We start from the raw sequence: 23,918 nt of genomic DNA on the forward strand, positions 1-23,918 counted from the left end.
GTGGGTATTTGATAATTACCATACAATGATTTTTTAAAAAAGTGAATACTGATTCATAAAATGATTTACAATTCATTTTATTTGTTAGAGAATAAATTATGAGCTATAAACGATCATCTTTAATGCAAGAGCGGATGGAGCAAAATCGTAAGTCGATTTTGAGTTCAGCCAGAAAGTTAATTTCAGAGGGAGGGTTTAAAGACGCGCAAATACAAACAATTGCAGAGCAAGCGGGCGTATCAAGTGGTCTGGTTTATCGTTACTTTGACAATAAAAGCCAAGTGCTGATTGAAGTTTTGTCCGAAGCCATTAATACAGAACTATTGGTGATTGACTCAATTACCGAAAGTGACTTATCGGCAAAGCAGAAATTACATAAGGCTGTGGCAACCTTTGTAAAACGGGCACTGAATAGTCCTCAGCTTGCATATTCACTCATGTTTGAACCCGTCGATTCAACAGTTGAACATGAGCGTTTTCGTGTGAAGCAATTGATTAAGCAAAGTATTAAAAAAATACTTGCGGATGGAAATGCAAGTGGTGAGTTTGTCTTGGATGATTTAAATACAGCAGCACTCTGTGTTGTTGGTGCCATGACCTATGTGGTGGTTGAACCCCTAGACCCAGCTCAAAATACAAAGTTTGATCATGCGCACAAAGACTATTTTTCAAAACAGATTGCTGACTTTTGTGTGGATGCTGTGCAGAAAAAATAGGGCATATAAAGGATAAAACAACACAAAGAAGGCGGTTTAGAAAAGTAGTTGCAGTAACAACAATTAGATCAGGTATGAAGAGAATTAGAAGAATCAAGGAGAATGATTCAATGCAACAAGAACGGTTAAGTTACGCCTCGGGACCAAGCACGCAGCCCTTATTGGGTATGACCATTGGTGAACAATTTGATCAGGCCTGTCGGCAATATGCTGAAAAGGAAGCAATCGTTAGTTTCCACCAAAACAGACGATTAACCTATAAAGCTTTACAGGATGAAGTAAATGCTTTTGCTTGTAGCCTTTTAAAATTGGGATTAAAAAAAGGTGATCGATTAGCGATCTGGTCGCCTAACTGTGTGGAATGGACAGTTACTCAATTTGCAGCCTTTAAAGCAGGGATTATTTTAGTCAACCTGAATACAGCTTATAAAAGCCATGAACTTGAATATGTGTTGAATAAGGTCTCATGCAAAGGATTGATTATTGCTTCTCAATTCAAAACGACTGATTACCAAGAACTACTCACAAAAATTGCCCCTGAGTTAACGACCAGCCCAGATAAAGTGCTGAGTTCAGCACGACTACCACATTTAAAATTTGTTATTAAAATTGATGATCAGCAACATACAGGTATTCATCGCTTTAGTGATTTAGTCACTACACCAACTTCTGAACAGCTAGAACAATTAAAACTATTAACCAAGCAACTTCAATTTGATGAAACCATTAATATTCAATTTACCTCAGGTACAACAGGTAATCCTAAAGGGACCATGTTGACCCACCATAATATTTTAAATAATGGCTATTTTGTGGGTGAAGGCATCCGCTTAAGCCCTCAAGATAAAGTCTGTATTTCTGTGCCATTGTTTCATTGTTTTGGCATGGTGATGGGGAATTTGGCCTGCGTTGCACATGGGTCAACCATGGTCTATCCATCGGCTGTATTTAATCCTTTAGAAACTTTAAAAGCGATTCATCAAGAGCATTGTACGGCAGCGTATGGCGTGCCAACCATGTTTATTGCCACCTTAGAGCATGAACAGTTTAGTGAGTTTGATCTGTCGAGCTTAAGAACAGGCATTATGGCAGGGAGTCCTTGTCCAAGAGAAATTATGCAGCGTGTTATAGACCGAATGCATATGTCTGAAATCACCATTTGTTATGGCATGACCGAAACCTCGCCAGTGAGTGTACAAAGCTCGGTAAATGATTCGATTGATAAGCGAGTAAGTACAGTTGGACATGTTCATCCGCATGTTGAAATTAAAATTGTCGATTTAGAAGGGCAGATTGTTCCGCAAGGAACTTTGGGTGAGCTATGCGTTCGCGGTTATTCAGTGATGGCTGGCTATTGGGGTGAAGAAGAAAAGACCAAAGAGGTCATTGATGCTGCTGGTTGGATGCATACAGGTGATATTGCCGAAATGGATCAAGACGGTTTTATTAAAATTAAAGGCCGTATTAAAGATGTGGTGATTCGCGGTGGGGAAAATCTCTTTCCAAAAGAAATTGAAGACTTTTTATATACTCATCCAGATGTGAGCGATGTCCAAGTCATTGGTTTGCCAGATGCCAGATATGGTGAAGAACTCTGTGCTTGTATTATTTTGCATGAGCATCATCAAATTGATGAAGACAGCATTCGCCAATTCTGCAAAGAGCATATTTCTCATAATAAAGTGCCGCGCTATGTCCGATTCTTTAATGAGTTTCCAATGACAGCTTCAGGCAAAGCGCAGAAGTTTAAATTGCAGGAAATTATGCGAGCTGAACTTAACTTAACTGGAAATGTCTTTGACTAAAGAGGTTAAAAGTTTGGTCAAAGTGCAGCAAACTATAAGTTGAAAGGCAGCTTAAATAGAGGATAAGCAAAATGGCAAAAGACTTTAATAGCCCAAAGGTAGTCGAAGGATATGACGGACATATTCGTAAATTAATTCCGGGTTATGAAGTGATCCATCAACAGGTGGATGCCATTTTGCAATCAGTGTTGCCGCCAAATGCTCATATTTTAATTGTGGGTTGTGGCACGGGGTATGAACTCGAATATTTACTTAAACGTCATCCAAACTGGAAATTTACAGCAGTTGATCCATCTTTGACTATGCTGCAAAAAGCTCAGGAACAGGTTGAACTTTTAGATAAATCTTCTCAAGTCACCTTTGTTCACGGTGAAACGTCAGCTTTACCTCTTGAGAATTGCTTTGATGCTGCACTTTCTATTCTCGTGGCTCATTTTATTGCAGATGACATAAAACCTGTTTTTTTTAAGGGTATTTATGATCGCTTAAAAGAAAAAGCGATTTTACTGACCTACGATTTAATGACGTGTGTAAATCCACAGCATCTTCAAGCTTTACGTTATTTATGTTTGGCACAAGGCTTAACAGAAGAACAATGTCAAAAAATGTTAGAGCGTATGGCGCAAGACTTTTTTAGCCTAACCACTGAAGGATATATAAAACTTTTAGAAAAAACTGGTTTTGAAAGTGTGCAGTCTTATACGCAAATTTTGACGTATCAAGGGTTTATTGCAAAAAAATAATGGATTTTGGAAAGCGTTAATACGGATATAAAACCTGCATATTCTCAATGAGGAAGAGAATATAAAAACTGAAAAGAATTAGAAGATTTAGCTTTACTTAAAACAAATTAAAAGTGGTTTTCAGGCCGCTTTAGGGAGGTTTTGTCTAAAAAATATGATCGAAGGTTTTTCTTGTGAAAGAAAGACAAATTTTAAGCACCTATTTTAGATGGGTACATAACAAAAAGGATGTCGAGATCTTTAAGTGTAATTAAAGATCAAAAGGAAAATTTCATGATGAAAGTTTTAAATACAACGGTTCAAAAAAGCCTGTTGGCTGTTTCTGTGACCCTGTTTATGTCTTCCGCTTTTGCAGGTCAAACAGATCCTGAAATAGCACAACTTCGCCAAGAAGTGAAAGAACTTCGGGCTATGTTACAAGCTAATATGCAGGCGCAAAAATCTTTATCGCAAGGACGAGTGGAACTAGCAAATTCAGCGACTCCTCAAGCCGTATCACCAATACAGCAAGGTTTAACCAAGTCTGGTGCAGAATTTAACTTATATGGTTATATACGGGCAGATGCTTCTTATCAAATGAAGGGCGCATCTACCATGTATAACAATATTAGCGGTGTTCCACTTGAAAACACGCCAGAAGAATCTGCACAAAAAGACCAGTTGCACAGTACGGTTAATGTGACACGTTTCGGGTTGAATTTTAAAACCCCAACAGTCGCGGGTGATGTGGGCGGAAAGTTGGAAATGGACTTCTTTGGCGCAGCCACTCGTGATCAGTTTCGGATACGCCATGCTTATTTAACTTTTGATAAATGGCTTATTGGTCAAACGTGGTCAACATTTATCGCACCCGAATATTATCCGGAAACGATTGATGCGGGCACATTTGTAGGGAGTGCATTATTAAGATCGCCGCTAGTTCGCTATAGCGATAACTTAACGGCAAATACAAGCTTTGCAATATCGGTTGAAGATCCGAAATATACTGCGACCTCAGATCCAGATAATAAAATGCGTTTACCAGCCTTGGTAGGGCGCTTAAATCATAAATTTGCCAATGGCTCGATGTTGTCGGGGCGTAGTTTTGTTGCCGAAAAGAGAACTAATCATGATGAGGAAGTCGCTTGGGGCGTAGGCTTGGGCGGTAAATACCAAATTACGCCCGATACATTACTCAAAGCCGATTATTACCATGTCAAAGGAGATGGGCGTTTCCTGCTATGGAGTAACAGTGGCTATGCAATAGATGATCAAAACAATATGCATAGCAATGAATTTGATACTCTTTCTTTCGGTATTACTCATCAATTTACACCGCAAATTCGCTCGACTTTAGGCTACGGCTATATGAAAGCCAAAGATGATAACCGTTTTGCTGAATTACAACGTAATAGCACCACCCAAAATAAAGAGCTTTGGCAGGGCTGGGTGAATGCACTTTATAACCCATACAAACCAATTACCTTGGGCGTCGAATATGTGTATGGCGAACGAGAAACTTTTGATGGACGTAACGGAATTGATAACCGCTTCAATATGATGGCGAGTTATGACTTTTAATTTATTCAATAAAACCTTGAATAATCTGTTTTTTCTTTAGGGTGCAATATGTCGTTTTAAAAAATTGAATATGAATTTATCTCACAAAGGAGGTGAGTAAATGACAACATCTAAATTAAATGTAAATGAAGTTATTGATCAGGCCAGATTTACCCCTTTTCACTGGAGTATTTTACTTTGGTGTTTATTAATTATTATTTTTGATGGTTACGATCTGGTGATTTATGGCGTGGTATTGCCTTTGCTAATGCAAGAGTGGTCGTTAACAGCTGTACAGGCGTGGATGTTAGCAAGTACGGCACTATGTGGAATGATGTTTGGGGCGATGTTCTTTGGAACATTGGCAGACAAAATAGGCCGTAAAAAGGTAATTTTAATCTGTGTGACTTTTTTTAGTGGTTTCACCTTTTTAGGTGCTTTTGCATCAAGCCCACTTGAGTTTGGGATACTTCGGTTCTTGGCAGGATTAGGCATTGGTGGGGTTATGCCAAATTTAGTTGCACTTACATCAGAATATGCGCCTAAACGTATAAGAAGTACTTTGGTGGGGAGTATGTTTAGTGGTTATGCAATTGGGGGAATTCTTTCAGCATTGATCGGTAGCTATTTGGTTGAAAGTCAGGGGTGGCAAATTATGTTTTTAATTGCCGGTATTCCATTATTTTTATTACCTGTCATTTGGAAGTTTTTGCCTGAGTCTTTAACCTTTTTAGTTAAGACGGGTAAGACTGAGCAAGCACAGCGCATTATTCAAAAAATTTCACCTGAACAAAACCTAACGATTAATACTCACTTAGTGCTTAATGAAGATAATGTTCCAACAGGTAGTTCTGTAAAGGGATTATTTCAGCAAGGCCGTGCTTTCAATACACTCATGTTTTGGCTCGTATTCTTTATGTGCTTGCTCATGGTGTATGCCTTAAGTAGCTGGTTACCAAAACTCATGCTGGCAGCAGGCTATTCACTCGGAAAGAGTATTTTATTCTTGCTTGCTCTAAATGTTGGCGCAATGATCGGTTCAATCGGTGGTGGTATTTTGTCTGATAAATTCCATCTAAAACCTGTAATTATGGGAATGCTACTGGCGGGTGTTGTTGCTTTAGTCGGTTTAGGTTTTAAGTCACCAGCCTATGTTTTATATGGTTTGGTGACTGTGGCAGGAGCAGCAACGATTGGTACTTCAATTCTTCTTTATAGTTACGTTGCACAATATTATCCATTAAGTGTGCGTTCTACTGGAATTGGCTGTGCCTCTGGTGTAGGTCGAATTGGGGCTATTGTTGGACCTATCTTAACGGGCCTGTTATTAGGGTTGGAATTACCACATAAAATGAATTTTGTGATGATCGCAATTCCTGCAATTTTAGCGCTTTTCGCCGTCATGGTTTTAAGACGATATGCAGCTGAAAAACAGCCTATTACACCAAAACTTAATGTCGAGTTAGAGGGTAATTAATCCATATGGATACGGGTAGGAAACAAATTCCTATCCGTATCTGGACGTTTTATTGATTAACTAATTCGTTTAAATCAACCAGATTTGCCATTTGTTGATTCCCACGGTCATTCGGATGTAAATGATCTCCCGAATCATAAATTGGATTTAATCGGTCAGGATGCTTAGGGTCTTTTAAACCTTGTTCAAGATCAAGTACGTCGTCAAATGTATGGCTGGTTCTGATCCAGTGATTAATGCGCTGACGTAATTCATCTTTGTTAGGCTGATAATAGTTATCAAGAGGAGTATTTGGTAAAGCTCCCGAAAATGGTAATAAGGTTGCTCCAATCACTTGAATACCTTGGCGATGTGCTTCATCTACAACACGTTTATAACCTTGAGTGAGTGCTTCAAAACTCGGTATTTGTTGTTTAGGTGCAAAAGCAGTACCGGGCCATGAAATATCATTAATACCCACCAGAACAATTAATGTTTTCACACCTGAATATTGAAATACTTCTTTTTGTAAGCGTTCTAAAGCACTGTCACCCATACCGTCTGTAAGTAATCGATTCCCTGAAATTCCACTGTTAATGACTGCTATTTGATGTGGCGATAACCGTTTAGCTAAAAAGTCGGTCCATCTCGTATTTGCATCTAAAGTTGCAGTTGCACCGTCGGTAATTGAATCTCCAATGACTGCAACAACATGTGCTTTAAGCTTTGGTTTTACTTCTACAGCCGATAATAATAATCGTGCGGTTGTTTTTTTGGCACTGTTAGGCGTATTTAAGTTCGCGGTCTGGTTACCCGTAATGAGCCAACTGGTTTGTTTCGCATCCCAATGAAAAGTTTTAAATGTAGTTGGCCTTTGAATAAAGCTATTTACCATTAACTGTGCATGATCTGGAACAGGTAGTTGGATTGGATCACTAATCAATTGTTTGCCAGGTAAAATTTGTGCTTTAAGCTTTCCAGAGAAATAAACTGGATAAGCACTCTTAGCTTTTAGACTTTGTCCTTTGACTAGCCCCACAGTTGTTTTATCAATAGATAACGGTTGATCCCCATATTGATTGGTAAAAACGAGCCTAACAGCTTCACCACCTAAACTAATTTGACTAATTTGTTTAATGGTCTGATTAGATATTTGATCGGGAATATTGGTCGGGAAAACGAAATCTTTATTCCAGACTTTTTGTGGACTAGCTGCCCAAGTGGTAACCCACTGACTCTTTTGTACTTCTGCTTGTGCAAAGCTCGTAAATAAAACAAGAGAGAATAGGGCGGGTTGATAAAGTTTCATCTCGTGAACTCTTTAAAATAAATTAAAGTTATCTTGAAACAAATTACTAGCTTGTTATAGCAACATAAGCGGAATAAGATTTGTGAATGAGATTCATAAATAGATTTTGTTATGTCATATTTTGATATTAATCGGTCTGGTGAGTTGGCAATTTTTATTCGGGTAGTCGAGTTAGGAAGCTTTTCAGCAGTCGCAAGAGCTTGTGACATGACGCCGTCTGCTGTGAGTAAGTTAATTTCACGCTTAGAAAAAAGACTTGGCGTCAGACTACTGAACCGTTCAACACGCCAGTTTCAGCTTACCAGTGAAGGATGCCAATTTTATGAGCAAGGCATTCAAATCCTGAACGATCTAGACGAGCTTGAACAATCTGTTACTGCAAACCATATACCGCAAGGGCGAATTAGAATTCATACCAGTCTTTCATATTGGACGCATTTTTTATTGCCTTGTATTTCTCTATTTAACGAGCGCTACCCACAAATAGAATTAGAAGCTCATTTGAGTGATGAAGTCATTAATTTAGTTGAACAAAGAATTGATGTTGCAATTCGCACGGGACCTTTGAAAAGCTCAAATTTGGTTGCTCGTTCACTCGGAAGCACTCAGAAACATTATGTATGTTCACCTACCTATATTGAAAAGAATGGTTATCCGCAGCATCCAGAAGAGTTATACGAACATCAGCTTTTAGACGTAAGTTACCAACGTCAAAATAAAACGTGGCTTTTTAAAAAAGACGATCAAGAAATCACACTTGCTCCCACTAAGGTTTTAAGAATAAATCATGGAGAAGCCATCTTGCAGTTAGCGCTTGCAGGTGCTGGTATTGCACAGCTTAACCAATTCCAAGTCAAAAAAGCTTTAGAACAAAAACAGTTGGTCAAAATCCTTGAAGACTGGAATATCAAGGCTTCAGAAGAATTTCATGCTGTGTGGATAGGACATGATAAATATGTCCCTAAGCGCGTAAGGGCTTTTTTAGATTTCTTGGTAGAGCATGCAAAAGTTAGTTAATTGAGTCTTTTCTTGCGCTTAACTGACATTGGTGCATAGTTTCATTCATAGTTTCCACAAAGTGCATATTCGCATTAATATTTTGTAAGCTTACTTTGGGTAAGTTCTCTACAAACTGCGGCGAATAATGTTTTTCTAAAGAGTTATAAATACAGTTGCATTGTGAAAGTGCACGACCTGCCCAAACACAATGTGTATTAAATTCATTTTTACTGATAGACCTGCAACCTAATAAACTTATAGAACTTATTAATAGGGTGCAGATTAAAACAATACGATATAAAAAAAACATCATTATTGCTCTTCATTGGTTGTTGTTATTGTTAAGTCATGTTTATAGAAATTTTCTAGTCCTTATCGAGCGTTAAATATGGAAATATTTACTCTGAAAAGATAGGAAAGCAGAAACATAAAACTGTAGGATATTTTCTTGAAAATAGTTTCAGTTAAGTCGATAACGTGATGAAGAGTAGAAGAAAAAACACGATATAAAATAATAGTCATTAGAGACTCCTTGATGAAAGAAGTTGCGCCCAATCACTGCTATTAATTATGGTGGTGAAACGAAAGAGGGTTAGCAGACTGATACCTAAGAAACCAGCACACCCGAAGGTGTCCCACTCCCGTTCCTCCGTCAAAGGCACGAGGGGCTACACACCAAAAAACTTGTTTTTAGTGCGCTTAGGTAGACGGTCTGCTAAAACCGACTGACAAAATAGGTCAGCCGGAGCATCATAAGCTGAGCCTTAAAGCGGGTCAATTGCAAAAATAAAAGATTGGTTTATATAAACAAATATTAATATTTTTAAATTTTCATTAATAAAATAATGAGTTATTTAGAATTGAAAATATTGAATAATGGTTCAATAGAGGTTAAAAAATAATTTTTAATGTTTATATATCAAATATTTATTAATTGTTTATTTGTATAGTGTTTGCAAGTAATGACTTATTTCAACATAAGTCAAAAAAGAGCGGGAAATTTTGATTTTATGAATATCATGTGATTAAATAAATAGCCGTTGCCAAATTTTAATTAAAATATCAATTGCAAGAAAAGTAATTTTTTAACATTTATATTATTTAGATTTTTACAAAAGCTTGCACAACCTACAAAACTTAAGAGAACCACAGCGGTAGGCCAACATAAGATAATGTTATTCATAAGCCTACATCTTAAGATTTATAAGGGTGACCTCAATGTTAAGAATTTTTTGTGCAGTAAGTATGGTAGTTGCAATCGCAATGGGTATGAGTGCCTGCCAAGATCGAAATTCAACAGATGATGATGGAACACATGGCTCTAATGATCCAGCAACTACTCAACAAATGGATAAAAACTCATAATTATTTCACTTAAGAAAACTCACATTTATGTGGGTTTTCTTATCGTTATTTTCTATAAAATATGTAACATAATAAAAAAAGCAATTATATAAAAATATAAAATTAATCAATAAATTAGTGTGTTATAGCCTTTATATTAATTTGTTGTTATTGAATTGTTTCCTCCGTAAATTATAGTTTCAAAAAATTAATAAAATAAACACAATAAATACTTATATTCATCCAAAATTCATTTTAGAGAAAACAATTTTTAAAGGTAAGGATATGCCCCAGTACTTAAAATTAGCTGAGAAAATCTATCAAAATGTTAAGGAAAAAAAAGGGTTTGTAGATGATCCTATGGAAGATCTTAACAATTTAATGATTGAGCTTAGACATGAGATTAAGGGGACAAAACTTAAACTTTTATACAATTATATTGATTTTGCTGAATTGCTGATTAAGCCTCTTCAGGAATCTAAAATTAAATTAGATTTAAGTATTATTCCGAAGAGTAAAAACACACAAGAATTTGTATTGTGGCTTGCAGGTTTTATTGAGCGTATTACCACAGGTGGCCAAGAAAAGTTACCGACAATTCGCGATAAAGTTGCATTACCTGCATATGCTTATGAAGAAACATATCCTGCTAAAGAAACTCCTGTGAATAACGGGGAAGAAATTATTGAATACTTTAAGAAAAACCAAAACTGATATTTTGTTTACGTATGGCTCAAGTCTATTGTTAGGCTTTTGCGTTAAATAAATGGGAAAAACCAGTAACTTCAGTCAAGAAATAAGGTGGCGGTATATTTGTATATTTTACTGATGGAACTTGCATTAATGATTCTGAAATTTATGGTGTAAAAGCTAAGCAAGAACAAAACAGATATGTCGTAGAAGTTACGATCAAGCCAACACATACACTATCTACAACGCCAGATGTACAATTTAAAAAAGAAATTTTTGATGATCCGCACCAAGCCAATCAATATCTTAGTAATAATTTTAATATGCCGCCGTTTTTCTAATTTATAAATATTTCAAATAATAAAAAAGCTTATTTCCCAGGGCCAATAGGAAATAAGCTATATGCTTTGGACCAATTAAGGATGTTACATGTCATCCCATGCATCTTTAATGGCTTGTTTTGCATGTTCCCATTTTAATCGGGATTCAGCTTTGAGTTCTTCCCACTTTTGTTGCAAGCTACCTTCCATATCTTCAAACTGAGTTCCTTCTTTAGATTCTGAACGGGCACGGTGACCTAGTTCATAAGCAGCAGAAAAATCACGATCATAATCCAGATCTGGCGTAGTTAATTGAGCTTCTTGATAATAAGGTCGAGTAAGATAACTTTCTCGCCAGCGAGAGTCAGAATAATTATGGTCGCCAGCTACTAGTTGAGCATGGTCTGTATTTTGATCTGTCATCAGTTTTTCCTCATCTCTTATTTAATTTTATGCTTATGTTAAATTTAGGAAGGTGAGGGCACCTTCCTAAATAAAATGAATGACCGCATCAAATGACATTTAAGTCAGCAACGGATTAGCGTTGCTGATTGTTGTTATTTGAGTTTTGTTGGCCTGAATCTTTTTGATTCGAGCCTTGTTGTTGACGGCGGTTGTCATTTTGCTGTTGTTGCTGATTGTTTTGTTGCTGTTGATCGTTTTGCTGTTGGTTGCCTTGTTGCTGCTGGTTATTACGGTTGTCGTTTTGCTGTTGTTGTTGCTGTTGATTATCGCGTTGATTGCTTTGATTATTAGTAGTGCTCATCTTTAATTACCTCATATCATTTATGATGTGTGTTTTATCTGAGAGCTTCAGATAGGTTCATTTAAACATGAAATTTTTTAATGTGTAGCTTTGGGGTGTTACCCTATATTTAAATGTAAATTTAAAAATTAAATAAAACCTTGATTTCTATAAAATGTAATTTTAATGATTAAACATAATTAATATGAATATAGTTAAAATTACATTTGGGTACATAGAGGTTAAATAAAAGCTATGATCATTTCTAAATATGTATTTGTTATCTTTTATGAAGGAAAGCTATTTTTTATTATCTAATATTATATATTCTATATCTTGAGTAATGTAATAGAGCAGTTGTCTAAGTTTAAGATAGGGTAATCCTTTAAATATACGTCTGAAATTATAAAAATTATCTTTATAATAAATGGAATAAAAAAAGGTACCTACAGGCTTTTCTGGAGTTTCAGAACCTCCTTTTTTTAATAACCCGGTACAGGCAATATAAAGATCGGCATTCAAGAGTTCTTTACCTTTTTTGATCATCTCTACAGTGACTTGCATCGACTCAGGCGTATATTTTTCAATGAGTTCTGGTGAAATATGAAGAGTGTTTTCTTTAACACGTAAGTCATAGCTGACCAAGCTACCAATCAGAATATCACCTGAATAGGGACTTAAAGAGAAGCGATAAGCTAAATAACCTGCCGAAGCACTTTCAAAAAAAGCGATTTTAATTTTTTCTTGTGCGAGTAATTTACAACATGAGTTAAACATTTGTATTCTCCTTACAATTGTTTTTAATTTAGTTATAAGATTATTTTTAATTTCTTTTTGTTAAGTTTTTAGTCTTTATAATTTTAAAGGTAAGTTAATTGTAAATATAGTTTATTGTTTATATATTTTTTATAAAAACATATAGTTAAATTATTCTAAAGGTGAGAATGTAAGTTTATGTTATTTTTCATGTTGTTGAAATATAAAGTTTTTAAAATTATGGGTTGTTTATTAATAACGTAATATAACAAAGATAGGCTGGGATTATTGTTCAGTTAAAGTATGGTAATTTATATCTCACTAAAGGAGAATAGAAATGCCTGTTGTAGTGAAAAAAAGATTATTAGACTTATTACAAGATAATCAACAGAACTATTACGAATTATTTGTTTTTTTCCTTGATCCTGATATTTCTAGTTTTGAAAAAGAGAAGAAAGCAAGAGATTTTCTTAATGAAGAAATAGATAAAATAGATCAAAAGGAAATTGATTTTCCTGCAACTATAAATACAGTTAAAGAATGGTGTGAAAACGACAATAAACAAAATTGTGAGTTATTTCAGGCTTATCTAAACCGTAGACAAAGTGGGGGTGAGAGAGAGTATTTCCAGAATGTCGGACAGGCATTTGAATTTTTGATTAAGGTCTCTCCAACTAAAAAGGTCGACGGTGCATGGCTCTATAGCTCAGTTCACTACTGGAACGATCCGGTTTTTCATGACCTTATTATTACTTATCTAGAAGAGCTGGGACTCGGTGAGCCGAAAGCAAACCATGTCTGTATTTATGATGACTTATTACGTAGTCTGGGGCTTGATAGTTTTGATCTGCTTTTAGAAGATGAATACTATCATAATGCTGTGATTCAGCTGGCGCTTGGCTATGCTCCACCAGAGTTCATTCCCGAAATTGTCGGCTTCAATTTAGGTTATGAGCAACTGCCACTGCATCTACTCATCAGTAATTATGAACTTGCTGAACTGGGTATTGATTCTAAATATTTTAATTTGCACATCACTATCGATAACATTGATAACGGACATGCAGATAAAGCAATTAAAGTTATAGAAAATATTTATGATAAGTACAGAGATAAAGAAGCTTTCTTTAATAAATTAAAACGTGGTTTTGCTCTTAATAATCATGGTGTTTCTTCTTCAAAAATTATTAAAAATTTAAATCTTGAAGATTTAGTCCTTAAAATTTTAAAAAGAAAAGCGCTCGTGGGGCAGCTTATTCATAACGAAACTAGACAGTTTGGATGTAAAACCATTAACCAATGGTTATCAAACCCAGAAGACGTTAAAGGCTTGGTTACACATCTTATTGATCACAAATGGATTAAATTTAATACCGACCCTGAGCAGAGTGTGTTCTGGCGAATGATTAATGAAGAAAATGGAAAAATGTTTGGGGTATTTAACCCTGTAGAACGACAAATTATTCATGACTGGATTGCAGGTAGTGATCATTCTTCTAACTTCTTGGCTTATAGCAGGGAATTAAAGAATAGCCAGCGCATCCAAGATTATCTATTTAGCTATATTTCTGATGGCGAACTTGATGCGCTCCAAGAGCGTATACGTCATACACCTGATCTTGCCATAAAAATATGCAAGCTGACTCCGTTTTTGGCTCCAGATTCACACCATAAAAGCATTGGGCTTTGGAGCACACGTAAATATGTCGAGCTCCTTTTTCCATATTTAAGTTCCTTTAACAAAACTAACTCTTGAAGTTTTTAATTCACCCCACGTTTAACTTTAAAACATAGGTAATGAACATGACTGATAATGTTAAATCAACAAATAAAACAAGTGAAATGGCTGGTGCTGATGCTGCAAATAAAGCCAATACTACCAAAAAAACTGAACAATTAGACTCAGTCAGAGACGATGCAACCAATGAAGCATTAACCACAAATCAAGGGGTTAAAATTGCTGATAACCAGAATAGTTTAAGAGCAGGTATTCGAGGTTCGACACTATTAGAAGATTTTATTTTACGAGAAAAGATTACTCATTTTGACCATGAACGTATTCCTGAGCGTATTGTACATGCGCGTGGCGTGGGTGCTCATGGTTACTTTCAGGCTTATGAAGGAAATGAGCGCTTAACAAAAGCTGGTTTTTTGACTGACCCAACCATTCAAACTCCAATTTTTGTACGCTTCTCAACAGTGCAGGGCCCACGTGGTTCTGCTGATACGGTCCGTGATATTCGTGGTTTTGCCATTAAATTTTATACCCAAGAGGGTAATTTTGATTTAGTCGGCAACAATGCGCCTGTGTTTTTTGTGCAAGATGGGATTAAGTTTCCAGACTTTGTTCATGCAGTAAAACCTGAACCAGATACAGAAATACCAACAGGAGCAACTGCACACGATACTTTTTGGGATTTTGTGTCTTTAGTACCTGAGTCAGCACACGCGGTGATTTGGGCTATGTCAGACCGTGCAATTCCACGTAATTTACGCTCAATCCAAGGGTTTGGGGTTCATACATTCCGACTCATTAATGCCGAAGGAAAATCACATTTTGTGAAATTCCACTGGACCCCTAAACAAGGTTTAAGTGCGTTAGTTTGGGATGAAGCTCAAAAGCTTGCTGGTAAAGATCCAGATTTCCACCGTCGCGATCTTTATGAAGCCATTGAAAATGGGGTTTATCCTGAATGGGAACTCGGTGTACAAATTGTTGAAGAAGAGGACGAGATGAACTTTGACTTCGACTTATTGGACCCGACAAAAATTATTCCTGAAGAGTTGGTTCCAGTGACACCAATTGGCCGATTTGTTTTAAACAGAAATGTAGATAACTTCTTTGCAGAAACAGAGCAGGTGGCTTTCTGTCCGGGACATATTGTGCCAGGAATTGACTTTACAAATGACCCGCTTCTACAAGCACGTCTATTTTCATACACCGATACACAGTTAAGCCGTTTAGGTGGACCAAACTTCCATCAAATTCCGATCAATAAACCTGTGTGCCCATTCCACAATAATCAACGTGATGGTATTCACCAGCATACGATTCATAAAGGGCAGGCTTCATATCAACCAAACTCAATTGATAATGATTGGCCAGCCGAAACCCCACCTGCTGCTTCAAACGGAGGTTTTGAAAGCTATCCTGAACAGATTAGCGGACATAAACTTCGTCAAAGAAGCGAGACTTTTTCTGATCATTTTTCACAACCGCGCCTTTACTACAAGAGCCTTGCCCCTCATGAGCAAAAGCATGTGGTCGATGCCTATACTTTTGAATTAAGTAAAGTGCAACGAAAACACATCCGTGAGCGCCAAGTTCAACAAATTTTGGCAAATATTGATCTCGACTTAGCACGACAAGTAGGCGCTAATTTAGGAATTGAAGTGCCTGATTTAACGCTAGATTATAAAAAAACTGCAGTTGAAAAATCGGCTAAATTATCTTTCTTGGCTTTCCCGCCCCAAGATATTCAAGGTCGAAAAGTTGCAGTACTCATCCATAATTTAGTCAAATCTGATGCATTAGAAGCTATGAAAAACTGGGCAATTAAAGAAGGGGTGACTCTTCATTTATTAGCGCCAAGCTTAGCTCCTGTAAAAGATCATCAAGACAATATTATTACGGCTGATGGCATGCAAATGGCTGAACCGTCAATTGCGTATGATGCAGTGATTATTCCTGATGGCGATAACTTAAACGCTGTCATGCAAGACGGAGTGACTCGCCATTATCTATTAGAGGCTTACAAGCATTTAAAACCAATTGCGTTTTTAGGTAATAAATCTGATTTACTTGAACCGCTAGGTTTAGTTCCCGATGAAGGCACTCTAGTTGGAGATGAATTCCAGCCGATTGCTGAAAAGTTCAAAAACCTGATTATGGCACATCGTGTTTGGTCACGAGAACCAATAGCTGCCCACATACCAGCTTAAAAAACAAAAAGCCCTGCAAGCTTTAACTTTCAGGGCTTTTTTATAGCTTAGGGATTAGCCATTTACGATTTGACCACCATTTACATGAATGACCTGACCTGTAATATAACTTGCATCATCTGAGGCAAGAAAAAGATAGGCGGGAGCAACTTCACTTGGTTGTCCCATTCTTCCCATTGGGGGGTCTTTACCAAACTCTTTAACGGTTTCTGCATCGAAACTGCTTGGAATTAATGGTGTCCAGATGGGTCCTGGTGCAACACCATTTACACGAATTCCTTTTTTCTGTTTCATTAAATTGTTCGATAAGCTACGCGTAAAAGTCGTAATCGCACCTTTGGTACTTGCATAATCAATGAGCTCATCATGGCCTTGATAGCTGGTAATACTGGTGGTGTTAATAATACTGTCACCTTCTTCCATATAAGGAATGGCTTCTTTAGTAAGATAAAACATTGGGAAAATATTAGTTTTAAATGTCTTTTCTAATTGCTCATTACTAATACTTTCAATTTCTTTTTGTTGATATTGCACACCAGCGTTATTCACTAAAATATTAATTTTGCCGTAATGTTGTAGAACTTTATCAATATCGAGTTTTGCAACATCTGGGTCAGAAATATCACCTTTTAATAAAAGGCAATGTTGTCCTTCTCTTTCAACGAGTTGTTTAGTGATTTCGGCATCTTGATCTTCTTCGAGATAAAGTATCGCAATATTAGCGCCCTCACGAGCAAACAATACTGCGACAGAACGACCTATACCGCTATCGCCACCACTAATAACGGCAACTTTATCTTTTAGCTTATCGCTACCTTTATGGGTACTTTTTATTATCTCAGGTTCAGGATGCATTTTTTCCTGATCACCTGGTTGATGAGATTGAACTTGTGCGGGGGCAGATGTTGGATACTGGTTTGTTGAGTTTTCCATTTTAAATACCTCAGTTGTAATATCTAATTTTTATATAGTGAGTTGTTACCGCGTAAATGTGAGTAAAATGAATTTTTTAATAAGTTGTCTTTGTTATTTTATTTGTAAGGATGTAAAAAAATATTTTATATTTAAGGGCTAAATAATATCGATTAACTTGATTTTGTTTTTATCAATCATGCTTTCAATAATAGACCTATTTCCTGTATCCTCTAACCAGTTTTCTATCGGTATATTATTAGATAAGTCTAATATTTTTTTAATAATTTCTTTTGCTCCATCTATATTTTTTGAATTTTTATTATTTTTAATAGCTATATTATCTAGCAACAGTTTTATATCTTCATGTTCTATATTTTTTGATTTAATAATATATAAGTCTCTTTGGAAGGGATGACTTGCATGAGGTGGGTCTAATCTATAGCTCCATTCTTTGTCATAGTCCTGCCATGAGTTTTTGGACTTAATATGTCCTAGTAAAATTTCAGGGATAGAAATATGGATATATTGTAGAGCTGACTGTTGATTTTTTAATTGCATAGTTAAGTTACTCAAACCATCTTATTAAAAATAGTTTTAAATATTCATATTAATCTCTCAAGTAAATTAATTTTGAAAATGTAATGATATATGTTATTGTTTTTTAATTAAAATAATTGTTTGCTTGTTATTTTCTCAATAGATCTGATGTTGTGTTAGTTTACTGTTTTGTACATTTTGAAATTTTTTGTTATCAGTTAAAATATTTTAACTGTGTTTGTAAAAATATATTGTAGTGTGCCCTTAGGTAATAATGAGTATATCCAATATTTAAAGAGTAAAATTATTAATAATTAAAATTTTTAAAATATTTTAAAAATAATATGTTTATAAGAAATTTCATTTTTTGATTGATATACATTTAAAAGGATTGATACATCACTTGGGTGGGAAAATATTATAGATATTCTATTGTTATTAAATCCGTTAACTAAAAGCGGTAGTGACTATAATTAAATATAGGAAGATATAACTATGGCTAATACTAGATATGAAGATGATGATAACAATAGAACAGGTACTTCAAATCGTGGATTTGCAAGTATGGATCCTGAAAGAGTACGAGAAATAGCCAGCAAAGGTGGGCGAGCTGCTCACGCGAGTGGTAATGCACATGAGTTTACCTCTGAAGAAGCTCGTGAAGCTGGTCGAGCAGCCCATGCAAGTGGTAACGCTCATGAATTTACGTCTGAAGAAGCGCGTGAAGCGGGTGCATTAAGCCATAAAAATGATGGCCGTAATGGTCGTGGCCGCGGTCGTGATGATGACGACGAGGATGACGATCGCGGTAGCCGCTCAGGTGGTCGAGGCCGAAGCCGTTACGACGACGATGATGACGATGATCGCGGTGGCCGTTCAAGCGGACGAGGCCGTGGCCGCAGCCGTGATGACGACGATGATGATGACGATCGCGGTGGCCGTTCAGGTGGACGAGGTCGTGGCCGCAGCCGTGATGATGATGATGACGATCGCGGTGGCCGTTCAGGTGGACGAGGTCGTGGTCGCAGCCGCGATGACGATGATGATGACGATGATCGTGGTGGCCGTTCAGGCGGACGAGGCCGAGGTCGTAGCCGTGATGATGACGACGATGATGATCGCGGAGGCCGCTCAGGTGGTCGAGGCCGAGGTCGCAGCCGTGATGACGATGATGATGACGATCGCGGAGGCCGTTCAGGCGGACGAGGCCGAGGTCGTAGCCGTGATGATGACGACGATGATGATCGCGGAGGCCGCTCAGGTGGTCGAGGCCGAGGTCGCAGCCGTGATGACGATGATGATGACGATCGCGGAGGCCGTTCAGGCGGACGAGGCCGAGGTCGTAGCCGTGATGATGACGACGATGATGATCGCGGAGGCCGCTCAGGTGGTCGAGGCCGAGGTCGCAGCCGTGATGACGATGATGATGACGATCGCGGAGGCCGTTCAGGCGGACGAGGTCGTGGTCGCAGCCGTGATGACGACGATGATGACGATCGCGGAGGCCGTTCAGGCGGACGAGGTCGTGGCCGCAGCCGTGATGATGACGACGATGATGATCGCGGAGGCCGTTCAGGCGGACGAGGTCGTGGTCGCAGCCGTGATGACGATGATGATGACGATCGCGGAGGCCGTTCAGGCGGACGAGGCCGTGGCCGTAGCCGTGATGACGATGATGACGATGATGATGACGATCGCGGAGGCCGTTCAGGCGGACGAGGTCGTGGCCGCAGTCGTGATGACGATGATGATGATCGCGGAGGCCGTTCAGGCGGACGAGGCCGTGGTCGCAGCCGTGATGACGACGATGATGATGATCGCGGTGGTCGCTCAGGTGGTCGAGGCCGAGGTCGCAGCCGTGATGACGACGATGATTATGATGGTCGTGGTCAAAACTCTCGTAATCAAAAACGTGATGCCTACGGACGTTTTACGTCTTAAGCAGAATGTTTTAAAAACAAAGGAGGCTTTTGCCTCCTTTGTTTTTAGCTTACTTACTGAGGGAGAGGTTGTAGGCCTTTTACAATATCAAGGTATTCAGAACCGTTTAACCAAAAAGATTTTTTCAAAAAAAGTGTCGTCATAATACTTTCGGCTGCTTCGCTATCAGGATTTTCACAAAATAATCCGTAGCTTTCACCTAAAACCGCATCATTTTCAATTAGGCGGATATAGTAAGCATGTTGCTCATTTGCATAACCTAAAACCGCATCACGTTGATTTTTCATTTCGCATGTCTCCATACCAAAAACTGAATTTAACCAGAATGTTAAGTGTTCAGAATCTCATTTGATAAAAATCAAAAAACAGTCAGCGATAACGACTATTTCGAAATAGGTTTTGATTTTCTTCAAATTGCCATTTTGGTTAAAACATCCCTGTTAAAAACAAAATGGATTAAAATCTGATCATGAGATTTATTGTTATGCAAAAAAAATATTTCGTCAACTTGAAAATGTAACTTTTTCAAGTTACATTGTTTGTGTAGGATTTGAACAGTGGAATGGAGGCAATATGCCAAAGAAAAAAGAGTTCGAGCATGGCGGTGCACGAGAAAATGCCGGACGTAAAGCACAGTTCAATGAACCCACCAAAGTCATTCGTGTTCCTGAGTCTCAAGTTAACTTTATCAAAAATTGGTTACTGAATAATGTCAAAACCAATAACTTGACCGACTTTAACTCAAAACTTAATGTCCAACAGGTCCACCCGAATAACGATAAAATTTACCACATTCCTTTGGCAACTGAACGTGTTGCGGCAGGGTTTCCTTCGCCTGCACAAGATGATATTGAGCAAGCACTCGATTTAAATGAATATTTAATTAGAAATGAAAATGCAACGTTTATTGTCAAAGCCAACTCTTTGTCAATGTTAGATGCTGGAATTGATATTAATGATCCGCTTATTGTAGATCGTAGCATTCCCGCTAAATCGGGTGATATTGTGATTGCACTCATCGACAATGATTTCACTGTGAAGCGCTTAATGATTGATAGTCAATTTCATCCACCTAAAGTTTGGCTAAAAGCAGAAAATCCTGATTATCAGAATATTTATATTGAAGAGGGGCAAGAACTGGTTATTTGGGGAGTCGTGACGTATAACCTCAAACGAATGAGATAATTTTTTCTTATATTTATTATTTAAGTTACTGACCTGAAATCGAGGCCAGTAACTTTTTGCTGAATGACTTTTAAATTTGCCCAATCAATAGGCACGTTGCGATAACGACCATTAAACCACCTGAAAAACGGCCGACTAACTGTGCTGCTTGTGGTCTGGTTTTCAAAATAGCCTCTGAACCATAACCCACCATTAAGTAAATAATTGCGCAGCTAATCATGTGGACAACACCAAAGGCAAGAATTTGTGTCGTCACTGACCATGAAGCAGTGGTGTCAATAAATTGAGGAAGCAGGGCTAAAAAGAGCAAAAAAACTTTCGGGTTTAAGCCACTCACATAAACACCTTTGGTTGCCCAGCTCAACCATGACTGAGCTTTTTCAGAACCAGATTCGTTCGGAGTAGGAGGGGTAAGTAATAAATTTATACCCATCCATAACAAATAAGCAGAACCCGCAACAGTAAGAATCATTAGAGCAGTTGGATTATTTGCTACAAGCAGACCAACACCAGCTGCTACTAATAAAATCGTAATAAAGTGCCCAAATAGCATGCCTGCGACAGCGGGTACGACGACTTTGCCTTTAATCCCTGCCGAAATGGCATAGGCCCAGTCTGCCCCTGGCGTAATAATAAAAAGAATGGATACACTCCAAAATGCAATAAAAATGTTAAAAGCCATATGCTTATCTCGGCGAACTATTTTCCAAAGGTTTCACTCGTGGTTTAGAAAAAATCCCTATTTATTCGAGCTTGTTGAAAATAATATGCTCATGTATTTAGAATGTGCTTTTAAATGTTTGCTCATATCACACTCATTTGGGGTAAATTTTTCTAAATGGATCGCACAGATAAAAAGATTCTTGCTGAATTGCAATTAAATGGCCGATTATCTATTACTGAATTGGCAGAGAAAGTCGGTTTGAGCATTTCACCTTGTCATAGACGAGTGAAGGCTTTAGAAGAGTCAGGAGCTATCAAAGGTTATCGGGCAGAGCTCGACCCAAACTTAGTTGGATTTGAATTTTCAGCGATTGTTTTTATTACGCTTAAAGAAGGTGATAAACAGGCAGTCGAGAATTTTGAAAATGCCGTAATTGATATCCCGCAAATTATTCAGGCCCAGCGCTTGTTTGGTGAACCTGACTATTTGCTACATGTGGTGGCTAAAGATTTGCCTGCTTTTCAGCGTTTGTACGATGAAAAATTATCTGCTATTCCAAGTGTGCAACGACTCATCTCAACCATTGTAATGAAAGATGTGGTGCCTGAACGTTTATTCCCGATTGGCTAAGAATCATCAGATATAAAAAAGAAGCTTTAAAGCTTCTTTTTTAGTTGCTATAGAATTTTAAGCATCAAGTGTTTTACACAAAGAACAGATTGTACCGTTATGTTTGTGAGAGAACATAATATCTGGACGTTCATAACCTTGCTCACATACGCGGCAGTGATAGACGGTAGCAACAGGAGTACCTTCAGCATCGTAACGTGGTTCTTTAATACCGTCGTCGTGTGACTTGATGTAGTATTTTCCTTTGGTTAATAAGCCCATGATTGGTGTTAATACAAAGGCAAGTACAAGGGCGATAAGCGGTGAGTAAGGCGCCAAGAAACTACCGAGTAAGCCGAAGAATGCTGCAATTGATAAGCCTGCTGATACAAGGAACGCAACCATACCGACAGGGTTTACGTTGTATAGCATGTCACGGCGATATTCCGGTTCTTTCGGTGAAAGTTTTAATACATATTTGTTGATTGAAATGTCTGTTGCAACAACCACAACCCAAGCAATCGCAAAGTTTGAATAGAAACCTAAGATTTTACCCAGTACCGCAAACATGTTGCCTTCCATTAAAGCAAGCGCAATTGCCAAGTTTACGATCACAAAGACAATACGACCAGGATAATGTTTGCTAATACGTGTGTAGGCACTTGTCCATGCAAGGGAACCAGAGTAAGCATTGGTCACATTAATTTTAATTTGAGAAATAACCACCAAAATCACTGCAAGTGTTAAAGCAGCCCAACCCGGAAGCATGTCATGAAACGCCGCATTAAACTGTTGAACAGGTTCAGTACTGTTTACGCCCGGTATTTTAGTAAGTAAATAGAAACCTAAAAATGCCCCAATAATTTGTTTAATTGCCCCTAAAATCCCCCAACCCGGACCCGCGGAAATAACCGCAGCCCACCATGCTTTGCTATTTTCTTTTGTTTTAGCAGGCATGAAGCGTAGATAGTCAATTTGCTCACCGATTTGCATGATTAGCGATAAACATATACCAGCACCTAACATGATTGCAGCCATGTCTACAGTTGCAAAACCTTCGTTACCTGTGAAAGTTGCAAACTGGCTGACTAAGGTTGGTTCTTGATAAATCAGATAGGCCACAGGACCAATCATTAGAACGAGCCAAAGCGGGGTAGTCCAGACTTGTAATTTACTTAAGGCTTTCATACCGTAAATCACCAGCGGTATGACCATAACTGTTGAGATGAGATAACCTGCCCAAAGCGGAATACCTAAACCGAGCAATAATCCTTGCGCCATGATTGAACCTTCAAGGGCAAAGAAAATAAACGTGAAACTGGCGAAAATGATACTGGTCAGGACTGAGCCGATATAACCGAAACCTGCGCCGCGGGTAATCAAGTCAAGGTCGATGTTATAGCGCGCTGCGTAGTAGGCTAAAGGAATGCCAGTTAAGAAGATAATAATCGCTGCAAATAAAATGGAGAAAACAGCATTGGTTGTTCCGTAAGACATACCAATACTGGCGCCAATAGAAAAGTCAGCAAGATAGGCAATACCACCAAGTGCAGTAATAGCGACAACTTTGGGACTCCAGCGCCGAAAGCTGTGTGGAGCATAACGTAAAGTATAATCTTCTAAGGTTTCATTCACTGCTTTTTGTGAATCTGTACCTTGCACAGTGTCCAGATTTGGATGTTCAGATACACTCATAACATCAA

General features: G+C 37.9%; 24 protein-coding genes. 14 read left to right on the forward strand and 10 right to left on the reverse strand.

Annotation, left to right across the window (positions count from 1 at the left end):
- The first annotated feature begins 98 nt into the window (after positions 1-98).
- The 5 genes from J690_RS05520 (at position 99) to J690_RS05540 (ending at position 6,280) form a co-directional block, all read left to right on the forward strand.
- Entirely contained in the window at positions 99-716 is a 618-nt protein-coding gene (locus J690_RS05520; RefSeq protein ID WP_032034619.1) for a TetR/AcrR family transcriptional regulator, read from the forward strand.
- Positions 717-826: 110 nt separating this feature from the next.
- Entirely contained in the window at positions 827-2,521 is a 1,695-nt protein-coding gene (locus J690_RS05525) for an AMP-binding protein (RefSeq protein ID WP_032034620.1), read from the forward strand.
- A 71-nt stretch (positions 2,522-2,592) separates the two neighbouring features.
- On the forward strand, positions 2,593-3,264 hold the full coding sequence (locus J690_RS05530) for a class I SAM-dependent methyltransferase (protein ID WP_032034622.1): 672 nt from the start codon (positions 2,593-2,595) through the stop codon (positions 3,262-3,264).
- A gap of 276 nt (positions 3,265-3,540) precedes the next feature.
- Positions 3,541-4,824: a DcaP family trimeric outer membrane transporter gene (locus J690_RS05535; RefSeq protein ID WP_081405091.1), complete on the forward strand. Its 1,284-nt coding sequence runs from the start codon at positions 3,541-3,543 to the stop codon at positions 4,822-4,824.
- Positions 4,825-4,924: 100 nt separating this feature from the next.
- On the forward strand, positions 4,925-6,280 hold the full coding sequence (locus tag J690_RS05540; protein ID WP_032034627.1) for an MFS transporter: 1,356 nt from the start codon (positions 4,925-4,927) through the stop codon (positions 6,278-6,280).
- 49 nt (positions 6,281-6,329) lie between these two features.
- Here the strand turns inward: J690_RS05540 and J690_RS05545 are convergent, their stop codons facing one another.
- On the reverse strand, positions 6,330-7,568 hold the full coding sequence (locus tag J690_RS05545) for an SGNH/GDSL hydrolase family protein (protein ID WP_032034629.1): 1,239 nt from the start codon (positions 7,566-7,568) through the stop codon (positions 6,330-6,332).
- 111 nt (positions 7,569-7,679) lie between these two features.
- On the opposite strand from J690_RS05545, the gene J690_RS05550 reads away from it, so the two are divergent.
- Entirely contained in the window at positions 7,680-8,585 is a 906-nt protein-coding gene (locus J690_RS05550) for a LysR family transcriptional regulator (protein WP_032034631.1), read from the forward strand.
- Here the strand turns inward: J690_RS05550 and J690_RS24530 are convergent.
- Positions 8,578-8,880 carry a hypothetical protein gene (locus J690_RS24530; protein WP_016806122.1) on the reverse strand — a complete coding sequence of 101 codons (303 nt, stop codon included), beginning with the start codon at positions 8,878-8,880 and terminating at the stop codon, positions 8,578-8,580. The genes J690_RS05550 and J690_RS24530 overlap by 8 nt on opposite strands.
- A 905-nt stretch (positions 8,881-9,785) precedes the next feature.
- Between J690_RS24530 and J690_RS24365 the strand changes: the two genes are divergently transcribed.
- From J690_RS24365 to J690_RS23605, 3 genes are all read left to right on the forward strand, one after another.
- Positions 9,786-9,932 (forward strand): hypothetical protein, encoded by a 147-nt coding sequence (locus J690_RS24365; RefSeq protein ID WP_002114459.1) that lies wholly within the window; start codon positions 9,786-9,788, stop codon positions 9,930-9,932.
- Positions 9,933-10,196: 264 nt separating this feature from the next.
- Positions 10,197-10,625 (forward strand): hypothetical protein, encoded by a 429-nt coding sequence (locus J690_RS05560; protein ID WP_032034632.1) that lies wholly within the window; start codon positions 10,197-10,199, stop codon positions 10,623-10,625.
- 95 nt (positions 10,626-10,720) lie between these two features.
- Positions 10,721-10,942: a hypothetical protein gene (locus tag J690_RS23605; protein ID WP_002114549.1), complete on the forward strand. Its 222-nt coding sequence runs from the start codon at positions 10,721-10,723 to the stop codon at positions 10,940-10,942.
- 84 nt (positions 10,943-11,026) lie between these two features.
- On the opposite strand, the gene surA1 is transcribed toward J690_RS23605, so the two are convergent.
- The 3 genes from surA1 to J690_RS05575 form a co-directional block, all read right to left on the reverse strand.
- A complete protein-coding gene (gene surA1, locus J690_RS05565; RefSeq protein WP_000132045.1) occupies positions 11,027-11,344 on the reverse strand; it encodes a surface antigen protein 1 in 318 nt (105 codons plus the stop codon).
- A 115-nt stretch (positions 11,345-11,459) separates the two neighbouring features.
- Positions 11,460-11,687 carry a hypothetical protein gene (locus J690_RS05570; RefSeq protein WP_016141364.1) on the reverse strand — a complete coding sequence of 76 codons (228 nt, stop codon included), beginning with the start codon at positions 11,685-11,687 and terminating at the stop codon, positions 11,460-11,462.
- Between the two features lie 279 nt (positions 11,688-11,966).
- Positions 11,967-12,443, reverse strand: a complete 477-nt coding sequence (locus J690_RS05575) for a CinA family protein (RefSeq protein ID WP_032034634.1) — start codon at positions 12,441-12,443, stop codon at positions 11,967-11,969.
- Between the two features lie 316 nt (positions 12,444-12,759).
- Here J690_RS05575 and J690_RS05580 point away from each other — a divergent pair, with 316 nt between their 5' ends.
- Both J690_RS05580 and katE read left to right on the forward strand, forming a co-directional pair.
- A complete protein-coding gene (locus J690_RS05580; RefSeq protein WP_032034636.1) occupies positions 12,760-14,178 on the forward strand; it encodes an iron-containing redox enzyme family protein in 1,419 nt (472 codons plus the stop codon).
- Between the two features lie 41 nt (positions 14,179-14,219).
- Positions 14,220-16,364 carry a catalase HPII gene (katE, locus tag J690_RS05585; protein WP_081405069.1) on the forward strand — a complete coding sequence of 715 codons (2,145 nt, stop codon included), beginning with the start codon at positions 14,220-14,222 and terminating at the stop codon, positions 16,362-16,364.
- 54 nt (positions 16,365-16,418) lie between these two features.
- Here the strand turns inward: katE and J690_RS05590 are convergent, their stop codons facing one another.
- Together J690_RS05590 and J690_RS05595 are read right to left on the reverse strand one after the other, a co-directional pair.
- Complete coding sequence (locus tag J690_RS05590; protein ID WP_032034641.1) at positions 16,419-17,297, reverse strand: SDR family oxidoreductase; 879 nt, start codon at positions 17,295-17,297, stop codon at positions 16,419-16,421.
- A 138-nt stretch (positions 17,298-17,435) separates the two neighbouring features.
- Entirely contained in the window at positions 17,436-17,837 is a 402-nt protein-coding gene (locus J690_RS05595) for a DUF6367 family protein (RefSeq protein ID WP_032034643.1), read from the reverse strand.
- A 474-nt stretch (positions 17,838-18,311) separates the two neighbouring features.
- Here J690_RS05595 and J690_RS24660 point away from each other — a divergent pair, with 474 nt between their 5' ends.
- Positions 18,312-19,757, forward strand: a complete 1,446-nt coding sequence (locus J690_RS24660) for a KGG domain-containing protein (protein ID WP_032034644.1) — start codon at positions 18,312-18,314, stop codon at positions 19,755-19,757.
- 53 nt (positions 19,758-19,810) lie between these two features.
- Here the strand turns inward: J690_RS24660 and J690_RS05605 are convergent, their stop codons facing one another.
- On the reverse strand, positions 19,811-20,044 hold the full coding sequence (locus J690_RS05605; RefSeq protein WP_002114518.1) for a hypothetical protein: 234 nt from the start codon (positions 20,042-20,044) through the stop codon (positions 19,811-19,813).
- Between the two features lie 286 nt (positions 20,045-20,330).
- Here J690_RS05605 and J690_RS05610 point away from each other — a divergent pair, with 286 nt between their 5' ends.
- Entirely contained in the window at positions 20,331-20,942 is a 612-nt protein-coding gene (locus J690_RS05610; protein WP_005069871.1) for a LexA family protein, read from the forward strand.
- Between the two features lie 70 nt (positions 20,943-21,012).
- Here J690_RS05610 and J690_RS05615 read toward each other — a convergent pair whose 3' ends face one another.
- Positions 21,013-21,624, reverse strand: coding sequence for a LysE family translocator (locus J690_RS05615; RefSeq protein ID WP_000885232.1), 612 nt, complete (start codon positions 21,622-21,624; stop codon positions 21,013-21,015).
- Between the two features lie 156 nt (positions 21,625-21,780).
- Between J690_RS05615 and J690_RS05620 the strand changes: the two genes are divergently transcribed.
- The gene (locus tag J690_RS05620; RefSeq protein WP_032034647.1) at positions 21,781-22,236 is read left to right on the forward strand and encodes an Lrp/AsnC family transcriptional regulator; all 456 of its coding nucleotides are present in this window, start codon (positions 21,781-21,783) and stop codon (positions 22,234-22,236) included.
- A 57-nt stretch (positions 22,237-22,293) separates the two neighbouring features.
- Here the strand turns inward: J690_RS05620 and J690_RS05625 are convergent, their stop codons facing one another.
- Entirely contained in the window at positions 22,294-23,910 is a 1,617-nt protein-coding gene (locus J690_RS05625; RefSeq protein WP_032034649.1) for a purine-cytosine permease family protein, read from the reverse strand.
- Between the last annotated feature and the right edge of the window lie 8 nt (positions 23,911-23,918).

Origin of the sequence: Acinetobacter sp. 742879, from assembly GCF_000588535.1 — a bacterium.
Classification (GTDB): domain Bacteria; phylum Pseudomonadota; class Gammaproteobacteria; order Pseudomonadales; family Moraxellaceae; genus Acinetobacter; species Acinetobacter pittii.